Source organism: Sphingobacterium sp. PCS056 (genome assembly GCF_023273895.1).
In the GTDB taxonomy this organism is placed as follows: Bacteria; Bacteroidota; Bacteroidia; order Sphingobacteriales; family Sphingobacteriaceae; genus Sphingobacterium.
The window spans coordinates 4,770,379-4,790,488 of record NZ_CP096883.1; the positions used below are offsets into that span (position 1 = coordinate 4,770,379).

The window sequence follows — 20,110 nt, forward strand, 5'->3', positions numbered from 1 at the left end:
TTTCCATCATCATGAAAAGATATCAATTTATATATATAATGCTCGGGCTTGGCTTTATGCTTACAGCTTGTAAAAAAGAATTTCTAAATAAACCTTCGGAAAATAATCCAACCTTAGATACCTATTACAATACTGCAGAAGAGGTATATGCGGCTACTGGTTATCTTTATAATTCGGTTTGGTACGATTACACCGACAAATCGTTCCATGCTATCGGGGAAACACTAGCTGGAAATATGTTAACCGAAACTGGACCCAATTATGATGGGGGTAGTTTTAATAATTTCACCGTCTTGAGTACCGATGGACTGGTTGCTTCTGCATGGCGCTCGCTCTATAAAGTTGCGGGTACAGCTACTGTTTTGGCTTCGACTTTCGAACAGAAAAAATCCACTTCTGGAGATAAAGACTATTTGAATATCGCTATTGCCGAATCGCGTTTTATTCGCGCAGTTGCCTACTTTTACTTGACCAGAATATACAAGGATATTCCTATTGTCAATGATCCAGTTGCCTTAGCAGGATCAGGTAATTACAATGTGCCTCGTTATATCCAATCGGATGTATTACGCTTTATCTTAGAAGACTTAGCATTTGCAGAACAAAATCTTCCGACCACTCCCTATCAAAAAGGTCGAGTTTCGTCCCTTTCTGCATCAGGAATGATGGCTAAAGTACATTTATATCAAAAGAATTATGAAAAGGCCAAAGAAAAGGCGCAACTCGTCATTAGTTCCGGAAAATATGATTTATATCCAAATTATGAGGAAATGTTCACCAGTTCTAAAGCAAATAATAATCAAGAGTCTTTATTCGCATTGCAGTGGATAGCAGATGGTGGTTATGGCTATGCCAATGCTGTCAATGCTTATGCAGCACCGAGTACCTTAATGAAACCCGACAAAGGAACTGGGTACTCATCAGTCTATCCAACTATCGATATGTTAGAATCTTATGCCGCACAAGATAGACGTCGTAAATGGTCAAATATGGAACATGGTTTTTTCCGCGCAGATTGGAAAAATGTCAATTTTCCAAATGGTTTTACCTACGATACCACCGGCACAAACTATGAAACAACGACTACTTTTCGAAATGGTTCTCGAGCAAATTCGCTTAAATATGTCGTAGGTCCGGGTTCCAATGGTGAAAAATTATCTGATAATGGATCTTCTGATATCTGTACCTATATTTTACGTTATGCCGATGTTCTACTTATTTATGCCGAGGCGACATTAGGAACCCAAGCGAGCACTTCAGATGCAACCGCATTAAATGCTTTCAATAAGGTTCACAATCGAGCGGGAAATTTCAACAACATCCCAGCTACATCTTTAACTGCAGACCTAATCTTTAAAGAAAGACGTGCCGAATTTGCTTATGAAGGCGATTTTTGGTTTGATGTGCAAAGAAGAGGTTTTGATTTTGCGAAGCAATTTGTGTCCAAACAGGAACGTGGTTCTTATACCGGTACTGGAATCAGCACATTCAAAACGACGATCAATAATGAAGCGCAGTTGTTTTTACCTATTCCGCAATCGGAAACTGTCTCTGATCCTGAATTATTAAAACCAGCAGTTCCTTATTACACGAATTAATCCCCTATAAAAATGAAAAATATATTAAAACCATTATTTATATCCATCGGGATGTTATGTGCAGTCGGAGTTTTTATAGGCTGTAAAAAAGAAGAAAGCAACTTAAGTGAGCCTTCCACCAATCCCAATCCACAAGAAATATCACCGGGCCAAGGTGCCGCAGGAGAAGTATTGACACTAAAAGGGACAGGATTAGGTGGAATTAAAACGATCTATTTTGAAAAAGATAGTATTGAAGCCACCTTAAATCCCAATTTCAATACAGACCATGCCGTGATCTTCCGTATTCCAGATGATGCAATACCTGCAGACCAAAATATTGTCTTTATCAATTACAAAGACGTCAAATTTACCGTTCCTTTTAAAGTACTGGGTCTTCCAAACATACTCGAAGTATCCAATTATAACTTTAAAGGAAATGGTGAGCTTACACTAACGGGTAAGAATTTTGCGGATATCTCCGAAGCTAAATTTGTCAAGGATGAGCAAGCTGTGATTCAAATTGTTTCGAAAACGGCTACTTCCATCACCTTGAAAATACCTGTAGTTGAATTTACACAATCCAAATTAATCTTGACGAATGAAGCAGGTAGTATCACCAGCAAAGATGATTTTGTCAATTTAGATAAAGCTTTAGTGTTATTTTATGAAGATATGGAACAAGGTCTTGTCAATGGTTCATGGGGACCGGCAGAAGTATCAAGTGAAGCGGCTAAATCAGGAACACATTCTTTCAAGATGACTTATAATAAAGGAAATTGGTCCGCTAATGGAATTGCCAATTGGTCAGGAGGAATTAACGTTCCTGTCGAATATACCTATATTTCATTCTGGTTAAAAGGTGGTACATCGGATCAGACTTTATATATCACCTCGAATACTCGAAATGTTGCCTATGGCAATTCGGATCGGAATACTGAACTTATTGTCAAGGCCAATAAATGGAATTACTTTAAATTGAAAACCGCAGATATAGATCAGTTTGTCAACGGTAGAAATATCGTTCAATTGGGATTTTGGCTTCCGGGTCCTGATGATGCTAATCAAAATATCTATTTAGATGATCTCATCTTTATTAAATAGTACCCAGTAAAAGGCGATCTTCGGATCGCCTTTTACATTACACAAATATCCGCGAGCCCGAAAAATTCTCCCTAAATTCGGTCGGCGTGCATCCCTTTTTCTTTTTAAAAATACGATTGAAATTGGAGATGTTATTAAAGCCACAGGTGAATGACACCTCTGCTACCGCATGTGTGGTTTCAATTAATAATCGGGTCGCATGCCCCAATCGAATTTCTGTTAACGAATCTATAAACGTGTTACCCGTTCGCTTTTTTATAAATCGGGAAAATGAAACCTCTGTCATATTGACCAATTTGGCAATTTCTTTCAACGATATTGGCTTACCATAATGGGCATTCATATATTCAAATGCCTTATCAAGCCGTCTGCTATTATACGAGAAATTGTCTACCTGAATAAAATTATCTCCCGATAAGGTTTGCACCCCGCGTGAAGAAGAAAGATCCCGTAAGATGAGCATCAGGGAAATCACAGAATCAAATCCTGATTTTTTATCCAGATCTTTTATCCGAGGGGCTATCATCTCAATGGCTTCTTTGGAAAAACTCAAGCCTTTGGATGATAATTCGAACATTTTTTTAATGAAATTAAGTTGATTGCGCTTTAGAAATTTTTCATCAAATAAATCCTTATGCCACTGTACCGTGATCTCCTGAATTTCCTCAGATTGACATTGGTGGGTAAACCAGGCATGGGGAAGATTGGGTCCTACCAATACCAATTCCAGCTCATCGATCGTTTCGATATGATTGCCGATAATACGCCTCGCTCCTTGTCCATTTATAATCAGGTTTAATTCATATTCATCATGATAATGCAGCGGAAAATCAAACTCCTTCTTGATGCGACTGAACATCGTAAAACAATCTGACGGCGTTAGTGGTGTTATTTCCTTAATGATATTGGTATGATCCATGATGTTTACAATTGGTATACTAATCTAGTATTTTTTATCAGATGTGATAAAAAAATATTAAATAAATTTTAAATAAAAATAGGTTTCATATCATTTAAACAAATGATAATGTCAGATTATCAATCAATATTGTTAAAATAGTATTAGCCTATTTTATAATTACTTTGTAATATTGAATCAACAATTAGCAACCTGATTATTTTACCAATAAATCTATTTATAGTGCGATTTTCAATATTCAATTTATTCATGTGCTCACTCTTATCCATGTATTTACTTCCGTTAAGGGCGCAAGTATTGATCGACCAAGAAGCAACAATAGAAACCAAAAACCTGTATCAAAACCTATTCAAATTACAAGATAAAAAAGCTTTACTATTTGGACACCAAGATGCATTAGCCTACGGTGTCACTTGGAAAGATGTACCGAATCGATCGGATGTCAAGGACGTCGTTGGCGACTATCCGGCTGTCTTTGGATGGGATATTGGTGGCATTGAGCACCAACGTTCGCATAATATCGATCAGGTATCATTTGCTAAAATGAAAGCATTTATCGTGGATCGTTTTGAAGCTGGGTCTATTAACACCATCAGTTGGCATATGGACAATCCACAAAGCTTAGGAAACTCATGGGATACCACAACGGCAGTCGCCAGCATTATTCCTGGTGGTAAAAACCATCAGTTATATGTCCAATGGTTAGATCGTGCCGCAGATTTTCTGAAGGAACTTAAAACGAAAGAAGGCGTATATGCCCCCATTCTATTTCGACCTTTTCATGAACATAATGGTGGCTGGTTTTGGTGGGGAAATCCACACTGTTCTCCAGATGATTATATCAAGTTATGGAAGTTTACCGTGGATTATCTGAAAAATAAAAAGAATATTCACCACCTGATCTACGTCTATAATACCAATAATTTTCAATCTGAAGAGGAATTTATCCATAGATACCCCGGCAATGATTATGCTGATATGATGAGTTTCGATACGTATCAATTCGCCAAGCCATCCCCTTCTAAGGCAGAACTTGAACAATCAAAAAAAGATTTCACGGCCTTGCTACGGAATAATTTAGCCGTATTGCAGCAATATGCCCAGAAAAATCAAAAACCGATGGCACTCGCGGAAACAGGATTTGAAACCATTCCCGATCCTACTTGGTGGACGCAGAATTTATATGCATCTGTTCAAGATTTTGATATCTGTTATGTTTTGATCTGGAGAAATCATGGTTTGAAAAAAGAAGAAAATCAAATGCATTATTATGCTCCATATAAGGGACATCCCTCCTCCTCAGATTTCAAAAACTTCTACGCCTTACCTAACGTCTATTTTGGAAAGAAAACTAAAGCGCTAAATCTCTATAAATAAATGATGAAAACAGAAAAACTATCCTTTAAGGAGAAAGTGGGCTATGGCTTTGGAGATTTTGCATCTTCTATGTTTTGGAAAATATTCTCCGTGTACCTGCTCTATTATTATACTGACGTATTTGGTATTTCCGCCGCTGTAGTAGGGACCATGTTTTTGATCACACGGATTTGGGATACCGCATTTGATCCTCTTGTAGGGATCATATCCGACCGTACACACACCAAGTGGGGGAAATTTAGACCTTTTATTTTATGGATTGCGCTCCCTTTTGGTCTGATTGGCATCCTGACCTTTTCAGCCCCCGAACTGAGTCAATCGGGTAAGATTATTTATGCTTATTGTACCTATACCTTGATGATGATGATCTATTCGCTTATCAATGTGCCTTATGCCTCATTAATGGGTGTCATGACCGCTGATATCAAAGAAAGGACGACCTTATCTTCTTATCGATTTGTATTTGCATTTGCTGGAAGCATCTTAGTTTTAGGATTAGCAGAACCGGTGGTTGATTATTTTGGAAAAGTGGAAAATGGTCTATTCGATGCTCAAAGAGGATGGCAGTATACCATGATTATTTTTGCTTGTATCGCTTCTATTTTATTCTATTTTACATTTGCATGGACAAGAGAACGAATCCTTCCTGTTAAAAGTACCGACAATTCGCTGAGGGATGACCTGCGTGATTTAGCTACCAACAAGCCTTGGTTTATATTGCTTGCTGCAGGGATTGCGACATTGATTTTCAATTCCCTACGTGATGGTTCTGCTATTTTCTATTTTAAATACTACTTTACCAATCAAAATGCCATACATATTCCATTTCTAAATCTCCATTTAAACTATTCCACACTCTACCTGGTATTAGGTCAAGGGGCTAATATTATTGGGGTATTACTTGTCAAGCCCGTTGCAGATCGATTAGGAAAGAAAAAAACATTTGCCTCGGCGATGATCCTTGCCGGGATCCTGAGTTTATTTTTTTATAGTTTAGAAGAGACACAGGTGGCTTATATTTTTATTTTACAATGCTTAATTTCCATCTGTGCAGGAGCAATTTTTCCTTTATTATGGTCCATGTATGGCGATATTGCCGATTATTCGGAATGGAAAACTGGACGTAGAGCAACAGGATTGATCTTCTCCTCCTCCTCGATGTCTCAAAAGTTAGGCTGGACGATGGGTGGAGCATTGACAGGCTGGATATTGGCCATCTATGGCTTCGAAGCCAATGCAATACAAACCGATAGTGCAAAAAATGGAATTCGCTTAATGATGAGTATTATTCCTGCCATAGGGGCATTGATCTCCGTTATTTTTATTTATTTCTATAGCCTTACTGATGCGAAAATGTATGCGATATCCGAAGAATTGGAGAAGCGCAGAAATCACCATTAATACAATTTATATTTTCTTATGACCACAATATTCGAATCTCGATTACAGCTACTCACGCAAACACAAGAAGAATTACTTGTTCGAAAAAACAACAAAAAAGCAATAGGCAATGGTATATTCGATCGATACGAGTATCCTGTTCTTACTGCGGCACATATCCCTTTAACATGGCGCTTTGATTTTAATCAAACAGAAAACCCTTATTTTATAGAACGCTTTGCTATAAATGCTGTTTTTAATGCAGGAGCAATAAAATTCCATGACCAATATCTATTAGTTGCACGTGTAGAAGGCGCAGATCGGAAATCATTTTTTGCCATTGCTGAAAGCCCCAATGGGATCGATCATTTTCGTTTTCGGGATAGACCGATTTTACTGCCACAAACAGAAGAACCAGATACCAATGTCTATGATATGCGACTTACGGCACATGAAGACGGGTATATCTATGGTCTATTTTGCACAGAACGTAGAGATAAAAACGCTTCTGAAAATGATCAGACAGCAGCAATTGCCCAATGCGGCATTATTCGTTCTTCGGACTTAGTCAACTGGGAACGTTTACCCGATTTGAAAACCCATGCTGCACAGCAAAGAAATGTGGTCTTACATCCCGAATTTGTTGAAGGAAAATATGCCCTTTACACCCGTCCACAAGATTCATTCCTTGAAGCTGGACAAGGTGGTGGAATCGCCATTGGTTATTGTGATAAAATGGAAAACGCGATCATCGATCATGAAATTGTGATTGATAAAAAAGTATATCATACTGTCTACGAAGCTAAAAACGGTCAAGGACCTGCTCCTTTAAAAACAGATTTAGGTTGGTTGCATCTTGCACATGGGGTACGCCATACTGCTGCAGGTCTTCGCTATGTACTCTACCTGTTTATGACCGACCTTCATGACATTACGCAAGTTATTTATAAACCTGCAGGCTATTTTATCGCTCCAGAAGGTGATGAGCGTATTGGAGATGTTTCCAATGTCGTATTTTCTAATGGCTGGATTCAGGATGGAAACGATGTATTGATCTATTATGCTTCTTCAGATACACGCATGCATGTAGCGACCACCACTATAAAACAATTGATTGATTACGTCACGCAAACTCCGGAAGATTTATTGACTTCCAAAAGTTCTGTAGAAAGAATTATCGCTTTGATTGAATCCAATAATAAGATCGCATAAATGCCGGCAACAACTAACCTTCGTAAAGAATTGGATATCGCATTGAACAATATCCTCCGTTACTGGAAGAACAATACCATCGACGAAATCAATGGTGGTTTTGTGGGAAGAATCACGCAAGGTAATCAGGTCGATGATACTGCGGCAAAGGGTTTAGTGCTACAGGGACGTCTACTATGGTCATTTTCCGCAGCCTATAAAAACAGTAACGACCCCACTGATCTAGCTCTTGCCGAACGCGCTTATCACTATATAAAAACTTATGGAATAGACCCCATATATGGAGGGGTATATTGGTCATTGACCCATAAAGGGGAAGTATTGGAGGGTAAAAAACAAACTTATGCCATCGCATTTGTGATCTATGGTCTGTCGGAATATTATGAAATTTCGCAGGATATGGAAGTACTTGCCTGGGCAAATAAATTAGTTGAAAAACTAGAAAAATATGCTTTTGAACCTGTATATGGTGGCTATATCGAAGCATTAGGTCAGGATTGGTCTAAGATCGATGATGTGCGCCTTTCAGACAAGGATCTTCAGGCAAGAAAGACCATGAATACCCATCTCCATATTATTGAAGCCTATTCCAATTTATATCGTGTAGCGCCTACTGATTATTTAAAAGAGAAAATAGATCATTTATTATCCATATTTGACCAATACATCATTAATGGCAAACATCTGATCCTCTTTATGAATGATCGGTGGGAAAGTTCACAACGCTTTTTCTCCTTCGGTCACGATATTGAAGCTTCCTGGCTCCTGTTAGAATGCGCTGAAACGATCCAAGATAAAAGGTGGATCAAAATTTATAAAAGACATGCCATTCAACTTGCCGAAGGCGCTTTAGAAGGATTTGAAGGTGGTGCGCTCAACTATGAATACAACCATGCTACCCGACATCTGCATGCAGAAAAACATTGGTGGGTACAAGCTGAAGCTTTAGTGGGTTTTTATTGCGCTTATACCCTTACACAACACGAAAAGTATTTGAAAGTCGTGTATCAGATCTGGAGTTATATCAAATCCAATCTTCTTGATACTAAACATGGCGAATGGTTCTGGGGAAGAGATGCGCAGGGTGAACTTATGCTGGGAGAAGATAAGGTCGGAATCTGGAAATGCCCCTACCATAATACGCGAGCTTGCTTAGAATTACTGCATCGAATACCAAAAGATTGATCCGTGCAAATAAAAGAAGTAAAAATTAGAGAATGTGCCTTCCGTCAAAATTTGACTCATAACAGGAAGGTGCATTTTTTAATTATGAATAATTCCGGCAGTTTTGACGGATGGTCTAGCTCATCATAAAATAAGCCCTATACACAATCCATAAGCATTGACTTATGCGATACGCTCGCCTGATATAAAAGCGATCTGTAAACCCTTTGATCTGATCAATTTCTGAATCTGGTATTCCAGGCGTTCTCTAGATTTGATGGACATCGTAAACTTCCGATCTTGTAACTCAATGGTCGTTAATTCCAAATGATCGAGATGCTGTTGCAGATAAGACATGATCTCCTGCCGTCTTACGATCATATCTTTACAGATTGAAAAAACCAAAATATATTCCATCATCATGGTAGAAGTTGTGTTTAAGGGATAACTCTTCGAATGTCCTATACAAAAATAGAGAAGAGGTACCTTATTGTTAAGAGAAAAATAGCTCAACTGGCAAAATTCGATGCTGAATTGGGAACGTCAACCCGCTGAACCGTACCTCACCAATTTTCTTGACGATCCATCTTACTGAACTTTTACCCCGACTTATAGCGCCTGCAACTTTTAATTGTGCGGCATACGGGTTCCGTCCTATACAGCAATATACTGTGTTGATTCAGATGACAACAGTTTCGTTTCAGAAGCCATTTTCGCCAGTTCAGTCACTTATCTCTTTCTTAAATGATTATAACTCTTGTTATTTGTACCTGAAATTTTAATCGTATATAAAATGGTAAAGCAAGAATTCAAAGCAAGGATCAATTTCAATCTATACATAGCCGTATTTGCTTTCGGTATTTTGTTTAGTTCATGTGGAGGACAACAACAGGAAGGATCATACGAACAACAGGCATTACATGCTGATTTCATCGCATTACAAGAGTCTCCGACGACCATCGTCGAGACTTATCCTGGTACTATAGAAGGAACAGTCAATGTCGATATTCGGGCACAAGTATCGGGCTATCTAGAGGCTAGTTATGTCAAAGAAGGAGAATATGTACAAAAAGGACAATCGCTGTTCAAAATCAAGAGCGATGTCTTCAATGAGCAGGTGACTAATAGTAAAGCATCATTACAATCGGCCTTAGCGTCGCTGGCCAACGCGCAGATCGAATTGGAAAAAATAAAACCTCTAGTTCAGGGAAAAGTAGTTTCAGACCTACAGTTAAAAAGTGCACAGGCGCAGTATGATGCTGCAACTGCTCAAGTCGCACAGGCAAAATCTGCTTTGAGCTCTTCGCAGTTAAATGCTGCTTTTGCCATTATTAAAGCACCAGTAAGTGGTTACATAGGACGTATTCCAAGTCGGGTCGGCAATTTGGTCACCCCTACCGATGCAAATCCATTGACCACTTTATCGGAGATCGACCAAGTCTTTGTTTATTTCAATCTCAATGAAGCTAAATTCATCGCCTTTATGAATGATCGAAAAACAGATGCAGGGATGAATACCGTAGAGATCATCATGGCAGACGGTAACCGCTACAACCAAAAAGGTCGGGTAGAAATTGCTAGTGGTAACATTGACCGTAATACAGGAACGATATCATTAAAGGCTGTATTTGCAAACCCCGATAAAATTTTACGTTCCGGTGGTGCTGCGCGCGTGGTTTTGACCAAAAATCTGACTAGTGCTCTGACACTACCAATGGCTGCAGTGAAAGATATACAAGACAAATTTTTTGTTTATGTACTCGCTGACAGCAATAAGGTGGCGATGAAAACGATCGAAATAGATGGCCGCACAGGTTCAGATTATATCATCAAATCGGGTGTAAAATCGGGTGATAAAATCGCTATCAACAGTATAGACCAATTAACAGAAGGAGTCGTGGTCGTACCTAAGATCGTGAGCCAAGACTCTTTGAAACATTAATTTCTAGACTAGTATCAACATGTTAAAAAAAATTATAGATAGACCCGTCATGGCCACCGTAATTTCGGTTGTGCTATTGATATTGGGTATTATAGGGTTGTTAAGACTCCCTGTAACGCGTTTTCCGGATATTTCTCCGCCTACCGTGATGGTATCGGGCAGTTATCCCGGAGGGAACAGTGAGGCGGTTATTCGTTCGGTGGTCACACCGCTCGAAGAGCAGATCAATGGAGTGGAAAATATGCAGTATATCAAATCCACTGCGAGTAATGATGGTTCATTTTCTATTTCCATTATCTTCAAGCAGGGCGTGGATCCTGACCAAGCGGCTGTAAACGTACAAAACAGGGTGCAGCAAGCTACGCCAATCCTTCCACAAGAGGTGATCCGGATGGGATTGACGACTTCCAAGCAGCAAAATAGCATGATCCTCATTTTCAACGTATATACGGATGATAATGAAAAATATGATGAGCTTTTTCTGCAAAACTTTGTCAATATCAACGTCATTCCACAGATCAAACGTGTTTCTGGAGTGGGACAGGCACAAGTTTTTGGCGTCAAAGATTATTCCATGCGTGTATGGCTCAATCCGCAGAAAATGGCTGCTTATGGCTTAGAGCCTGCTGATGTCAGTAATGCCATCGGCACACAAAGTATAGAAGTCGCACCAGGTAAGCTGGGCGAAGAATCCAATGCTGCGCTGGAATATGTCATGCGCTATAAGGGTAAAAAGAATCAGCCCCAGGAGTACGAAAATATTGTCGTGAAACGCGATGGTGAGCTTTTGGTACGATTGAAAGATGTCGCCCGTATCGAATTTGGCTCGCTTAATTATAGCGGCAATACGACCATGAGTGGAAAGAATGCCGTAACAGTGGCCATTCTACAGACCACAGGGTCTAATGCCAACGATATTGAGATTGGGGTACAGGAAGTGTTGAAGAGTGCATCTAAAAACTTTCCCCCAGGCGTAGACTATACGAGCTTGATGAGTACAAAAGAACGTTTGGACGAAGCAACAGGACAAGTAAAATCGACTTTGATCGAAGCCTTTATATTGGTGTTTATCGTCGTATTCTTATTTCTTCAAGATTTTAGATCGACTATTATACCCGCTATTGCGGTACCGGTAGCGATTATAGGTACATTTTTCTTCCTGCTCGCTTTTGGATTCACCATCAATGTGCTGACCTTATTTGCTTTGGTACTCGCTATCGGGATTGTCGTCGATGATGCCATCGTAGTCGTCGAAGCCGTCCATAGTAAAATGGAAGGCACGAACATGACCGGAAAAGAGGCGACACATAGTGCCATGGGCGAGATCACGGGTGCAGTCGTATCGATCACTTTGGTCATGTCGGCGGTCTTTATACCGATTGGATTTATGACGGGTTCTGCAGGTATATTTTATAAGCAGTTTGCCTATACATTAGCAATTGCGATTATTATATCGGCGGTCAATGCCCTGACGCTCACACCTGCCCTATGTGCCTTATTATTAAAAAATAATCATGCCGATGGTCAGCACGGAGCATCTGATAAAAAAGGATTTGGAAAACGATTCTTTACCGCATTTAATGCTGGTTTTGAGAATTTAACCGGTAAATATATCAAGGGACTGCGGTTCTTAATTGGTAGAAAATGGATCGGTGCTGGCCTGGTGATCCTGATCACTGCACTAGCAGGTTGGATGATGACCAGTACACCCAAAAGCTTTGTTCCTATGGAAGATGATTCCTTTATCATCTTCAGTTTAAGCATGCCTCCGGGTACTGCGCTCGATCGGACAACTGCTGCCGCTGCACGTGTGGATGAGATCTTGAAAAAGATAGAATCCGTACAAAATAGTACAACGATCACAGGTTTCAATATTTTGTCAAACAGTGCCAGTCCAGCTTATGCCATGGGATTTATCAAATTAAAAGATAAAAAAGACCGTGGTGCGGAACAAGATATTGATCAGATTTTAGGCAATCTAACAGCTCAATTTGCGACGGTTAAGGAAGCCACAATCATGGCTTTTAGGAGTCCTCCTGTGGACGGATATGGAGTCACCAGTGGTGCCGAAATCGTGTTGCAGGATAAGACGGGAAAATCGCCAGAAAAACTTAAACAGATGTCTGATGAAGTAATTGGAAAAATTATGCAGCAACCCGGTGTTCAGTTTGCATATACCACATTCCGCACAGACTATCCACAGCTTGAACTGGAAGTTGACGAAGATAAAGCACAGCAAATGGGTGTGGAAATCAGTCGTATGATGAATGTGATCCAAACCTATTTTGCAGGTGATCAATCGATGAACTTCACCCGATTCGGTAAATTTTATCGCGTCAACGTAAAAGCAGATGGGATATTCAGAACGGATGAACAATCATTTAATGAAATCTTTGTTCGCAATGATCAGAACCAAATGGTGCCCGTCAATTCCATGGTCACCCTGCATAAGGTATATGGTCCTGAATCGTTGAGCAGATATAACTTATTCAATGCGCTTACGATCAGTGTAGTGCCCCAGCCAGGTGCTAGTAATGGTCAGATCATGACCAATCTGGAGCAAAACGTGCTGAGCAAATTGCCATCAGATTACGGATACGAATGGACAGGATTAAGTTTAGAGGAAAAATCTGCCGGTAACCAGACCTTGATTATTTTATCGCTGTGTCTGTTATTTGTGTACTTCTTACTGGCCGCACAATATGAAAGTTATCTGTTGCCACTAGCGGTATTGCTTTCCATTCCTACAGGTATTATTGGTGCATTTGCATCGATTAGGGCAATCGGATTGGACAATAATATTTATGTTCAGGTTGGTTTAATTATGCTTGTTGGGCTATTAGCGAAGAATGCGATTTTGATTATTGAATTTGCGGTGCAGCGTCGCGCTGCAGGTTATACGATCGTTGAATCGGCAATTGAAGGAGCAAAATCAAGATTACGTCCGATCATCATGACCTCATTGGCTTTTATTGTCGGTATGATTCCCTTAATGTTTGCAACAGGTGGCTCTGCCATGGGTAATCGATCGATCAGTACAGGTGCAGCCATCGGGATGCTTTCGGGCGTGATCCTAGGTGTATTTGTCATCCCAATCCTGTATATACTGTTTCAATATCTTCAGGAAAAGGTATCCGGTAAAAACAAAAATCAAAAAATTCAAAGTGTTGAGTAATGGCATTATCTATAAATCATATATTTTACGGTGTTGGAGTGGCAGTTTTACTGTCCTCCTGCTCGGTAAACAAAAAGTATAGTCGTCCAGAGTTGGAGACTCCAACAAGTTATAGGAATACGGTTGAATTGACGGGTGATACCATTAGTCTGCCCTATAAAACGTTCTTTAAAGATGCTTATCTGACCGCGTTGATCGATAAGGCGCTGGACAAGAATAAGGATATATCGGTCGCAATGATGAATCTCCGTCAGTTGGATCTTTCTTATAAACAGGCAAAACTGGGACTTCTTCCCACGGCAGAACTTTCTGTCTCTGCTGCACGAAACTACCTATCAAAAAGTTCTTTGAATGGTTCTTTGAGTGAGCAATTTACAGGAAATCAACACATGGACGATTATTCAGCTTCGCTCACTGTTTCCTGGGAAGCAGATATCTGGGGCAAAGTAGCCATGCAAAAAGAGTCCGCTCGAGCCAACTTTTTCATGCAGCATGAAAATCTATCGGCATTGCGGACCCGTATTGTCAGTCAAGTCGCGCAGGCTTACTATAATTTAATTACACTGGATGAGCAGCTTAAAGTTGCTTCCCGAAACATTGCGTTGAGCGATACGACCTTGCAGATTATCAAGCTGCAGTTTGAATCGGCACAGACCAATTCATTAGCTGTGGATCAGGCTGAAGCACAAAAGAAGACTGCTGAATTGCTTGTCCCTCTGGCCAAGCAAAATATCGCCATACAGGAAAATGTATTAAGCATTCTCTGTGGTTCTTTTCCAGATAGCATCGCACGTGCGTCGACTATGGAAACGACACCTTTTGTAGAAAGCTTCCCGATAGGCGTGCCTGCCGACATGCTCAGTAGACGTCCAGATGTACGTGCCGCAGAATATGCTGTCGTGATGGCCAATGCGGGTACTGGTCTGGCAAAGGCTCAGATGTATCCTTCTTTACGATTGACTCCTTCTATCGGAACCAATTCATTCCAGTTTAATAACTGGTTTGACCTTCCGGGTTCATTGGTGAAAAATATCGCAGGTAATATTACCCAGCCGATTTTTCAGAACAAGAAGTTGAAAACAGCTTATGAAATAGCCAAAATTGAACAAGAAAAATCAGCAGAGCAATTTCGACTGACAGTTATGACAGCCGTAAGCGAAGTGTCCGATGCATTAGCAAAACGACAATACGCCGATCAGCGCGTAGCGCTTATCGAACAGAAAAAAACAGCATTGCAGAAAGCGGTGAGTGATGCCATGTTGCTGTATAGAAGCGGAATGGCGACTTATCTGGAAGTGATCACGGCACAGAATAATTCGCTACAGAATGATCTGGAAGCCATATCGATCCAAAAAGAGCGATTTGATGCCGCCACGGATCTTTACCGTGCTCTGGGCGGAGGCGTAGATTAAAAAAGTATTGTTTATCATAAAAATAAAAGCTGTGCTTCTATCCAAGAGTACAGCTTTTATTTTTATATACAACATGGAAATGGGTTTTTAGATCACAATCTCGGCCTGATCAGATCTGATATGCGCCTTAATCAGCAAAAAAATGGATCTATTGCTTATGCCGTTACGAATCCAGCCATTCTTTCAAGAGATTGGATTTCTCCCTACTCACGATCACTTCACAATCAGCATTAAACAGGATAACTTTGAGCTTTCTATTGAAATAATTGACCAGTTGATCTACAGAGTCGACATGGATAATAAATTGACGATTGGCCCTAAAGAAAAATTTTGGATCCAGCTGTTTTTCAAGATCATCCAAACTCAAATTTAACACAACATCTTTACCATTTTTCAATCGTGCTTTTGTCAATTTCATATCCATATAAATAAAGGACAGGTCGGTCACCAATATGGTTTGAAAACCATCTCTAAAGGGAACCAGAAAACGAGTCCGATACTCCTTTTGTTTAACATAGCTGATCAGCTTATCAATGGACAACTGATGTTCCATTTTTGATTTATAATCGTCCACTTTGTTTAATGCGGTATGGAGCTCTTCCTTTTCAACAGGCTTTAAAATATAATCAACACTATTGTACTTGAATGCCTGTACCGCATATTCATCATAAGCTGTCGTAAAAATAATAGGACATTGGATAGCCACCTTCTCAAAAATATCAAAACTAACCCCATCAGAAAGGCGAATATCCATCATAACGACATCCGGTTCGTCATTTTCTTTGAACCATTCTATCGTATCCATCACACTGTCCAATACGGCAATAATTTTTACGTTTGGATTGATTTCGCTTATTAAACGTTTCAGACGGTCTGCATTGAGTTTTTCATCCTCAACTATTACTATTTTCTCTATCATACGCTATTAATTGAATAGATACCATAAAGGTATGTTCATTTTGAAATACTTCTGGAATTTTCTTCCCCAAAAGTTTAAAACGACTATTTATATTTTTTAATCCGATACCTGTAGATGCAATCTGTGTCCGATCGATAGGCGAACGTGTATTTTCTATGACCACCCGATCAATCTCAGGATTGTAAATGCTGATCATAAGGGGGTTTTTATGATGGGTCGCATTATGCTTGATTGCATTTTCGATCAACAACTGCAGCGTAAGCGGCGGGATATACAGCTGTTTGCTCCGCTCATCAATTTCGATGGTAAAATGAACACCGGTACCCACCCTATTTTCGATCAAAAAGATATAAGACCTCAGAAATCTGATTTCCTCTTCTAAAGAAATTAAATTCTTCTTACTGTTAACCAGTAAAAAACGGTAGACTTTGGCAAAGTTTTCGGAATACTCAAACCCCAGTTGCTGATCTTCCAAAATCAATTCGGACAATACACTGAGATTATTAAAGATAAAGTGTGGATCGAGCTGCAGTTTCAAGGTATTGAGCTCCGCTTCCACAGAAGCTTGTCTCAATTCTGCAGCATGAATTTTATGTCGAGACATCTCCACGGACGTATCGATCCAGTTATCGATCAAATAACTAACCGTATTGATGGATATATTCATAAATGAAATTAATAAGCTGATCACCATCCATTGGAGCCAACCTTTAATCTCTTCTATCGAAATATCGGTATCTGGTAAATCAGGATAGATCAAGGAAAAACAAAGCATATTGATCATGATCAAAATGACCACGACCCCAAAATTGAGGATCACTTCGAGAAACAACCTTTTAGATTTATTTTGCGTCCATGGAACACGCAGGTTTAGTTTTTTATGAATCAGGAAGCTAGACTCTGTAATTAAATAGCAGAACAAAAAGGTCACGAGCCATTCAATAACGATCTCATAAGGTTGCCTCTGCAGATACTCTTTCCAGAAATCACTATAGGGATTGAGGATATAGGATACCAGATAAAATAAGATAAACGCAAAAAACACCAACAACATTTTCCTTAAACGGGTTGGTAAAAATCGTTTGTTTATCTGTTCCAGATCGCTATTTTCTTTCATATCTGCTATGATATTAAATCATAAATAATGCTTTCATTTTTATTCATTAGACTCCAGTCAATTCAAATAGGCCAGACATCCCTTATCCGTAGGGCAGATCAGTAGAACTGATCGGTAGTAGGATGGTACCGGTATAGCGCTCAGGTCTTCGCTATTGATTGATCAAAACCTGTGCGCTTAGGTTATAAATTTGGTTACGTGTTGCGTGAGCATCTGTCCTCCTATTCTTCTTTTACAAAGATCGTGCTTCTTCCGCAAATTAGTTCATACTTACGCACTCAACCCTCAAAATTGAAAGCTGAATATGACCAATCTCATGCTGAAATGTTTATTGAATATAACTGATGGGACACATGCCTCAAGTTTTCATTATGGAGACAATCTATACCGATGGCGATCTCCGCACACAAACGACTAGACCTTGGGCTACTGAACAATAAGTATATAACAAAAAAACATCCTGACAAACCGATCATAAGACCAATTTATCAGGATGTTGACCCATTATTTTAAAGAATAAGACCTTTCCTACTTCAAGAAAACCTTCCGGATGGCTTTATTGTCCGGATCCAAGATATAAATATTACCATTCTTGTCGACCGCCATATCGGCCAAAGCTCCAAAGCGTGACTCTACTAAAGATCCATCTGTATAACCCCTGTTATTCGCCTTGAAAATAGTGGATACCTTTCGAGTTGCCACATCAATTTCTCGTAATGCATAATTAAAGTTATCCGTAGCGTACATGGTATTACTTCCAAAAAGGACAACACTGCTAATACCCTGAAAACGTGCAGCACTTCCAATACCATCCGCATAGCCTGCATCTGAAAAACCGATCCATGCATTCATCGTTATACCATCAGCTCCCCTACGCATTAAACCATTCCCACTGATAGCATTTTGATCTGGATAGTAGTAATTTCCTAAAGCATCTACCACCGTGCGGGTTGTCACCCAACCTGTGCCATTAATTTTACTATAATTTCCTGTTGTATTGACCTTATTGACTCCTGCAGCAAATCCGTTGATATTGACATACAGATTTCCAGCATCGTCGATACTCATATGCCCAGGTGCAAATCCCGACGTGTGGACCGAACGTTGACCGGCCGATGTAATCTTGATCACCTGATTGGTTCCCTGATCACTCACATACATGGTATTCTGCTTATCGATGACGATGCCATACGGTTTGACAAAAACCGCATCTGCTCCATTGACCTGCAGAATGGAAACAGCTCCCGAAGGAGTTATTTTTTTCACCTGTTTATTATTCGTATCGGTTACATAGATATTGCCTTGCTGATCGGTAGCAATAGCAGACATATATCCTGCAAAGGTATTACTGCTAGGTCCCCCCGCCAAAGTCATTACACCTGCTCGTTTAAACAATTGCGGAGCAAGGGCTTCCTGCCCACCAACAACCACTTTCACATTTCCAGTGCTTAATCCTAGAGGTGCTTCGAGCACTAAACTATTCTCCGTGGCTGTTTTTACCATTGCTGATACGCCATTGAAATACACTTTATTTTCTGATGCTGTTGTGCTAAAACCTGTGCCTTTAATCGTCACACTCGTACCGGTCAATCCGTTGTCCGGTGTCATCGCCGTAATCCCCAGATTTTGATCTTTAAACTGCGGACCATGACTCACCTGATCATTCACTACAACACGGATAACGCCAGATCCTGTGCCTCCCGGAACGGTTAGTTTCAGCTCCGATTCATTAGCTGAGGTCAACGGTATCAATATATTGTTGATATATACTTGGTTTTCATCCAGCTCTTTACTGAATAAAGATCCACTGATCGTCATTTGTGCCCCCTTGGGACCGCTTAATGGGGTTACTGTTTGGATGATTGGTTTATCTACCACAGTAAAAGACGGGCCTGTTGTTTTCTGATTATTGATATTGACCGATAAGGGTCCTGTGGTTACTCCTTCTGGAACCTTTACGACCAAACGCTCTGGGGTAGATTCAACCACAAGAGCTTTCTTACCATTAAATTCTACGATATTTTGGGTAGTCAATTGCTCAAAACCTTCTCCCGAAATCACCACACGCGTGTCTTTTCCTCCGCTTAATGGCTTGATACCTTTTATGGCCTGATAAGTGAAGTTTTGCCCTTTCGCATCCATGCCATCCACTTTAACCAATACCGATCCGGAACCAGCTTCATTGGGCACCTCTGCTACGATCAAGGTATCACTGATACTGACGACCAACGCTTTTTTTTCATTAATAAAGACTTCCGCCGGATGAGTAATACTTCCAAATCCCGTACCTCCAATGCGTATTTGGGAACCAGCAGGTCCATTAGCAGGAAACACCTGACGTACACTTAAATTTTGATAGGTATAGGTACCCACATCCATCATCTTGTTATCATAGCTCAATACCAGTTTTCCGGTACTCCCGCCCACCGGTATACGAATGACAACAGCCGTTGCTGTAGCGCTGATCACAGCGGCATCTTGACCATTTACCGTTGCTTTATAGGCATCTATACTGGTGCCAAAGCCTTCGCCTTCAATGGTCACAAGCGTACCCTCTTTTCCTGAATTTGGATAATAATCGATTATGTTCATTGCAGTCTCGGGAAGCGCATCTTCCTTCTTTTCACAACCTGCACTACCTGCAAGTACCAAAATAAAGAGGATGATACTGAGGCTATATTTTGTCCATGTTTTCATGACTTTCATTTTTTATTTTACCAGATGGAATATCCATATGCTCTCTTTTTTTTGCGTTCGCATGAGCAAAAGATACTATCTTTTGCCTGCCTCTAACCCTGATTTCAGGGCACTT

At 40.0% G+C, this 20,110-nt stretch carries 14 protein-coding genes; 9 read left to right on the forward strand and 5 right to left on the reverse strand.

All coding sequences use genetic code 11. The annotated features are described in order from the left end of the window. Positions 1 to 11 precede the first annotated feature (11 nt). Positions 12 to 1,598, forward strand: a complete 1,587-nt coding sequence (locus MUB18_RS19960) for a RagB/SusD family nutrient uptake outer membrane protein (protein WP_248754363.1) — start codon at positions 12 to 14, stop codon at positions 1,596 to 1,598. Between the two features lie 12 nt (positions 1,599 to 1,610). Continuing rightward, entirely contained in the window at positions 1,611 to 2,681 is a 1,071-nt protein-coding gene (locus MUB18_RS19965; RefSeq protein WP_248754364.1) for a cell shape determination protein CcmA, read from the forward strand. A 37-nt stretch (positions 2,682 to 2,718) separates the two neighbouring features. On the opposite strand, the gene MUB18_RS19970 is transcribed toward MUB18_RS19965, so the two are convergent. Next, positions 2,719 to 3,600, reverse strand: a complete 882-nt coding sequence (locus tag MUB18_RS19970) for a helix-turn-helix domain-containing protein (protein WP_248754365.1) — start codon at positions 3,598 to 3,600, stop codon at positions 2,719 to 2,721. 249 nt (positions 3,601 to 3,849) lie between these two features. Between MUB18_RS19970 and MUB18_RS19975 the strand changes: the two genes are divergently transcribed. Genes MUB18_RS19975 through MUB18_RS19990 form a run of 4 tightly spaced genes read left to right on the forward strand, consistent with a single transcriptional unit; the run spans position 3,850 to position 8,754 of the window. After that, positions 3,850 to 4,977 carry a glycoside hydrolase family 26 protein gene (locus tag MUB18_RS19975; protein WP_248754366.1) on the forward strand — a complete coding sequence of 376 codons (1,128 nt, stop codon included), beginning with the start codon at positions 3,850 to 3,852 and terminating at the stop codon, positions 4,975 to 4,977. Next, positions 4,978 to 6,378: an MFS transporter gene (locus MUB18_RS19980; RefSeq protein WP_248754367.1), complete on the forward strand. Its 1,401-nt coding sequence runs from the start codon at positions 4,978 to 4,980 to the stop codon at positions 6,376 to 6,378. Between the two features lie 18 nt (positions 6,379 to 6,396). Then, the gene (locus tag MUB18_RS19985; RefSeq protein WP_248754368.1) at positions 6,397 to 7,569 is read left to right on the forward strand and encodes a glycosidase; all 1,173 of its coding nucleotides are present in this window, start codon (positions 6,397 to 6,399) and stop codon (positions 7,567 to 7,569) included. After that, positions 7,570 to 8,754: an AGE family epimerase/isomerase gene (locus MUB18_RS19990; protein ID WP_248754369.1), complete on the forward strand. Its 1,185-nt coding sequence runs from the start codon at positions 7,570 to 7,572 to the stop codon at positions 8,752 to 8,754. Between the two features lie 162 nt (positions 8,755 to 8,916). Here the strand turns inward: MUB18_RS19990 and MUB18_RS19995 are convergent, their stop codons facing one another. Then, positions 8,917 to 9,114 (reverse strand): hypothetical protein, encoded by a 198-nt coding sequence (locus MUB18_RS19995; protein ID WP_248754370.1) that lies wholly within the window; start codon positions 9,112 to 9,114, stop codon positions 8,917 to 8,919. Between the two features lie 412 nt (positions 9,115 to 9,526). Here MUB18_RS19995 and MUB18_RS20000 point away from each other — a divergent pair, with 412 nt between their 5' ends. From MUB18_RS20000 to MUB18_RS20010, 3 genes are read left to right on the forward strand one after another with little or no spacing between them, the layout of a single operon-like run. Then, positions 9,527 to 10,675 (forward strand): efflux RND transporter periplasmic adaptor subunit, encoded by a 1,149-nt coding sequence (locus tag MUB18_RS20000; protein ID WP_248754371.1) that lies wholly within the window; start codon positions 9,527 to 9,529, stop codon positions 10,673 to 10,675. A gap of 19 nt (positions 10,676 to 10,694) precedes the next feature. Continuing rightward, entirely contained in the window at positions 10,695 to 13,850 is a 3,156-nt protein-coding gene (locus MUB18_RS20005; protein WP_248754372.1) for an efflux RND transporter permease subunit, read from the forward strand. Next, positions 13,850 to 15,262 (forward strand): efflux transporter outer membrane subunit, encoded by a 1,413-nt coding sequence (locus MUB18_RS20010; RefSeq protein WP_248754373.1) that lies wholly within the window; start codon positions 13,850 to 13,852, stop codon positions 15,260 to 15,262. Before MUB18_RS20005 ends, MUB18_RS20010 begins: the two co-directional genes overlap by 1 nt. Positions 15,263 to 15,425: 163 nt before the next feature. On the opposite strand, the gene MUB18_RS20015 is transcribed toward MUB18_RS20010, so the two are convergent. The 3 genes from MUB18_RS20015 to MUB18_RS20025 form a co-directional block, all read right to left on the reverse strand. Continuing rightward, positions 15,426 to 16,181 (reverse strand): LytR/AlgR family response regulator transcription factor, encoded by a 756-nt coding sequence (locus tag MUB18_RS20015; RefSeq protein WP_248754374.1) that lies wholly within the window; start codon positions 16,179 to 16,181, stop codon positions 15,426 to 15,428. Further along, positions 16,156 to 17,298 (reverse strand): sensor histidine kinase, encoded by a 1,143-nt coding sequence (locus MUB18_RS20020; RefSeq protein ID WP_248754375.1) that lies wholly within the window; start codon positions 17,296 to 17,298, stop codon positions 16,156 to 16,158. The genes MUB18_RS20015 and MUB18_RS20020 overlap by 26 nt, the downstream gene beginning before the upstream one ends. A 528-nt stretch (positions 17,299 to 17,826) precedes the next feature. Beyond that, positions 17,827 to 19,995, reverse strand: coding sequence for an IPT/TIG domain-containing protein (locus tag MUB18_RS20025; RefSeq protein ID WP_248754376.1), 2,169 nt, complete (start codon positions 19,993 to 19,995; stop codon positions 17,827 to 17,829). Positions 19,996 to 20,110: the final 115 nt, after the last annotated feature.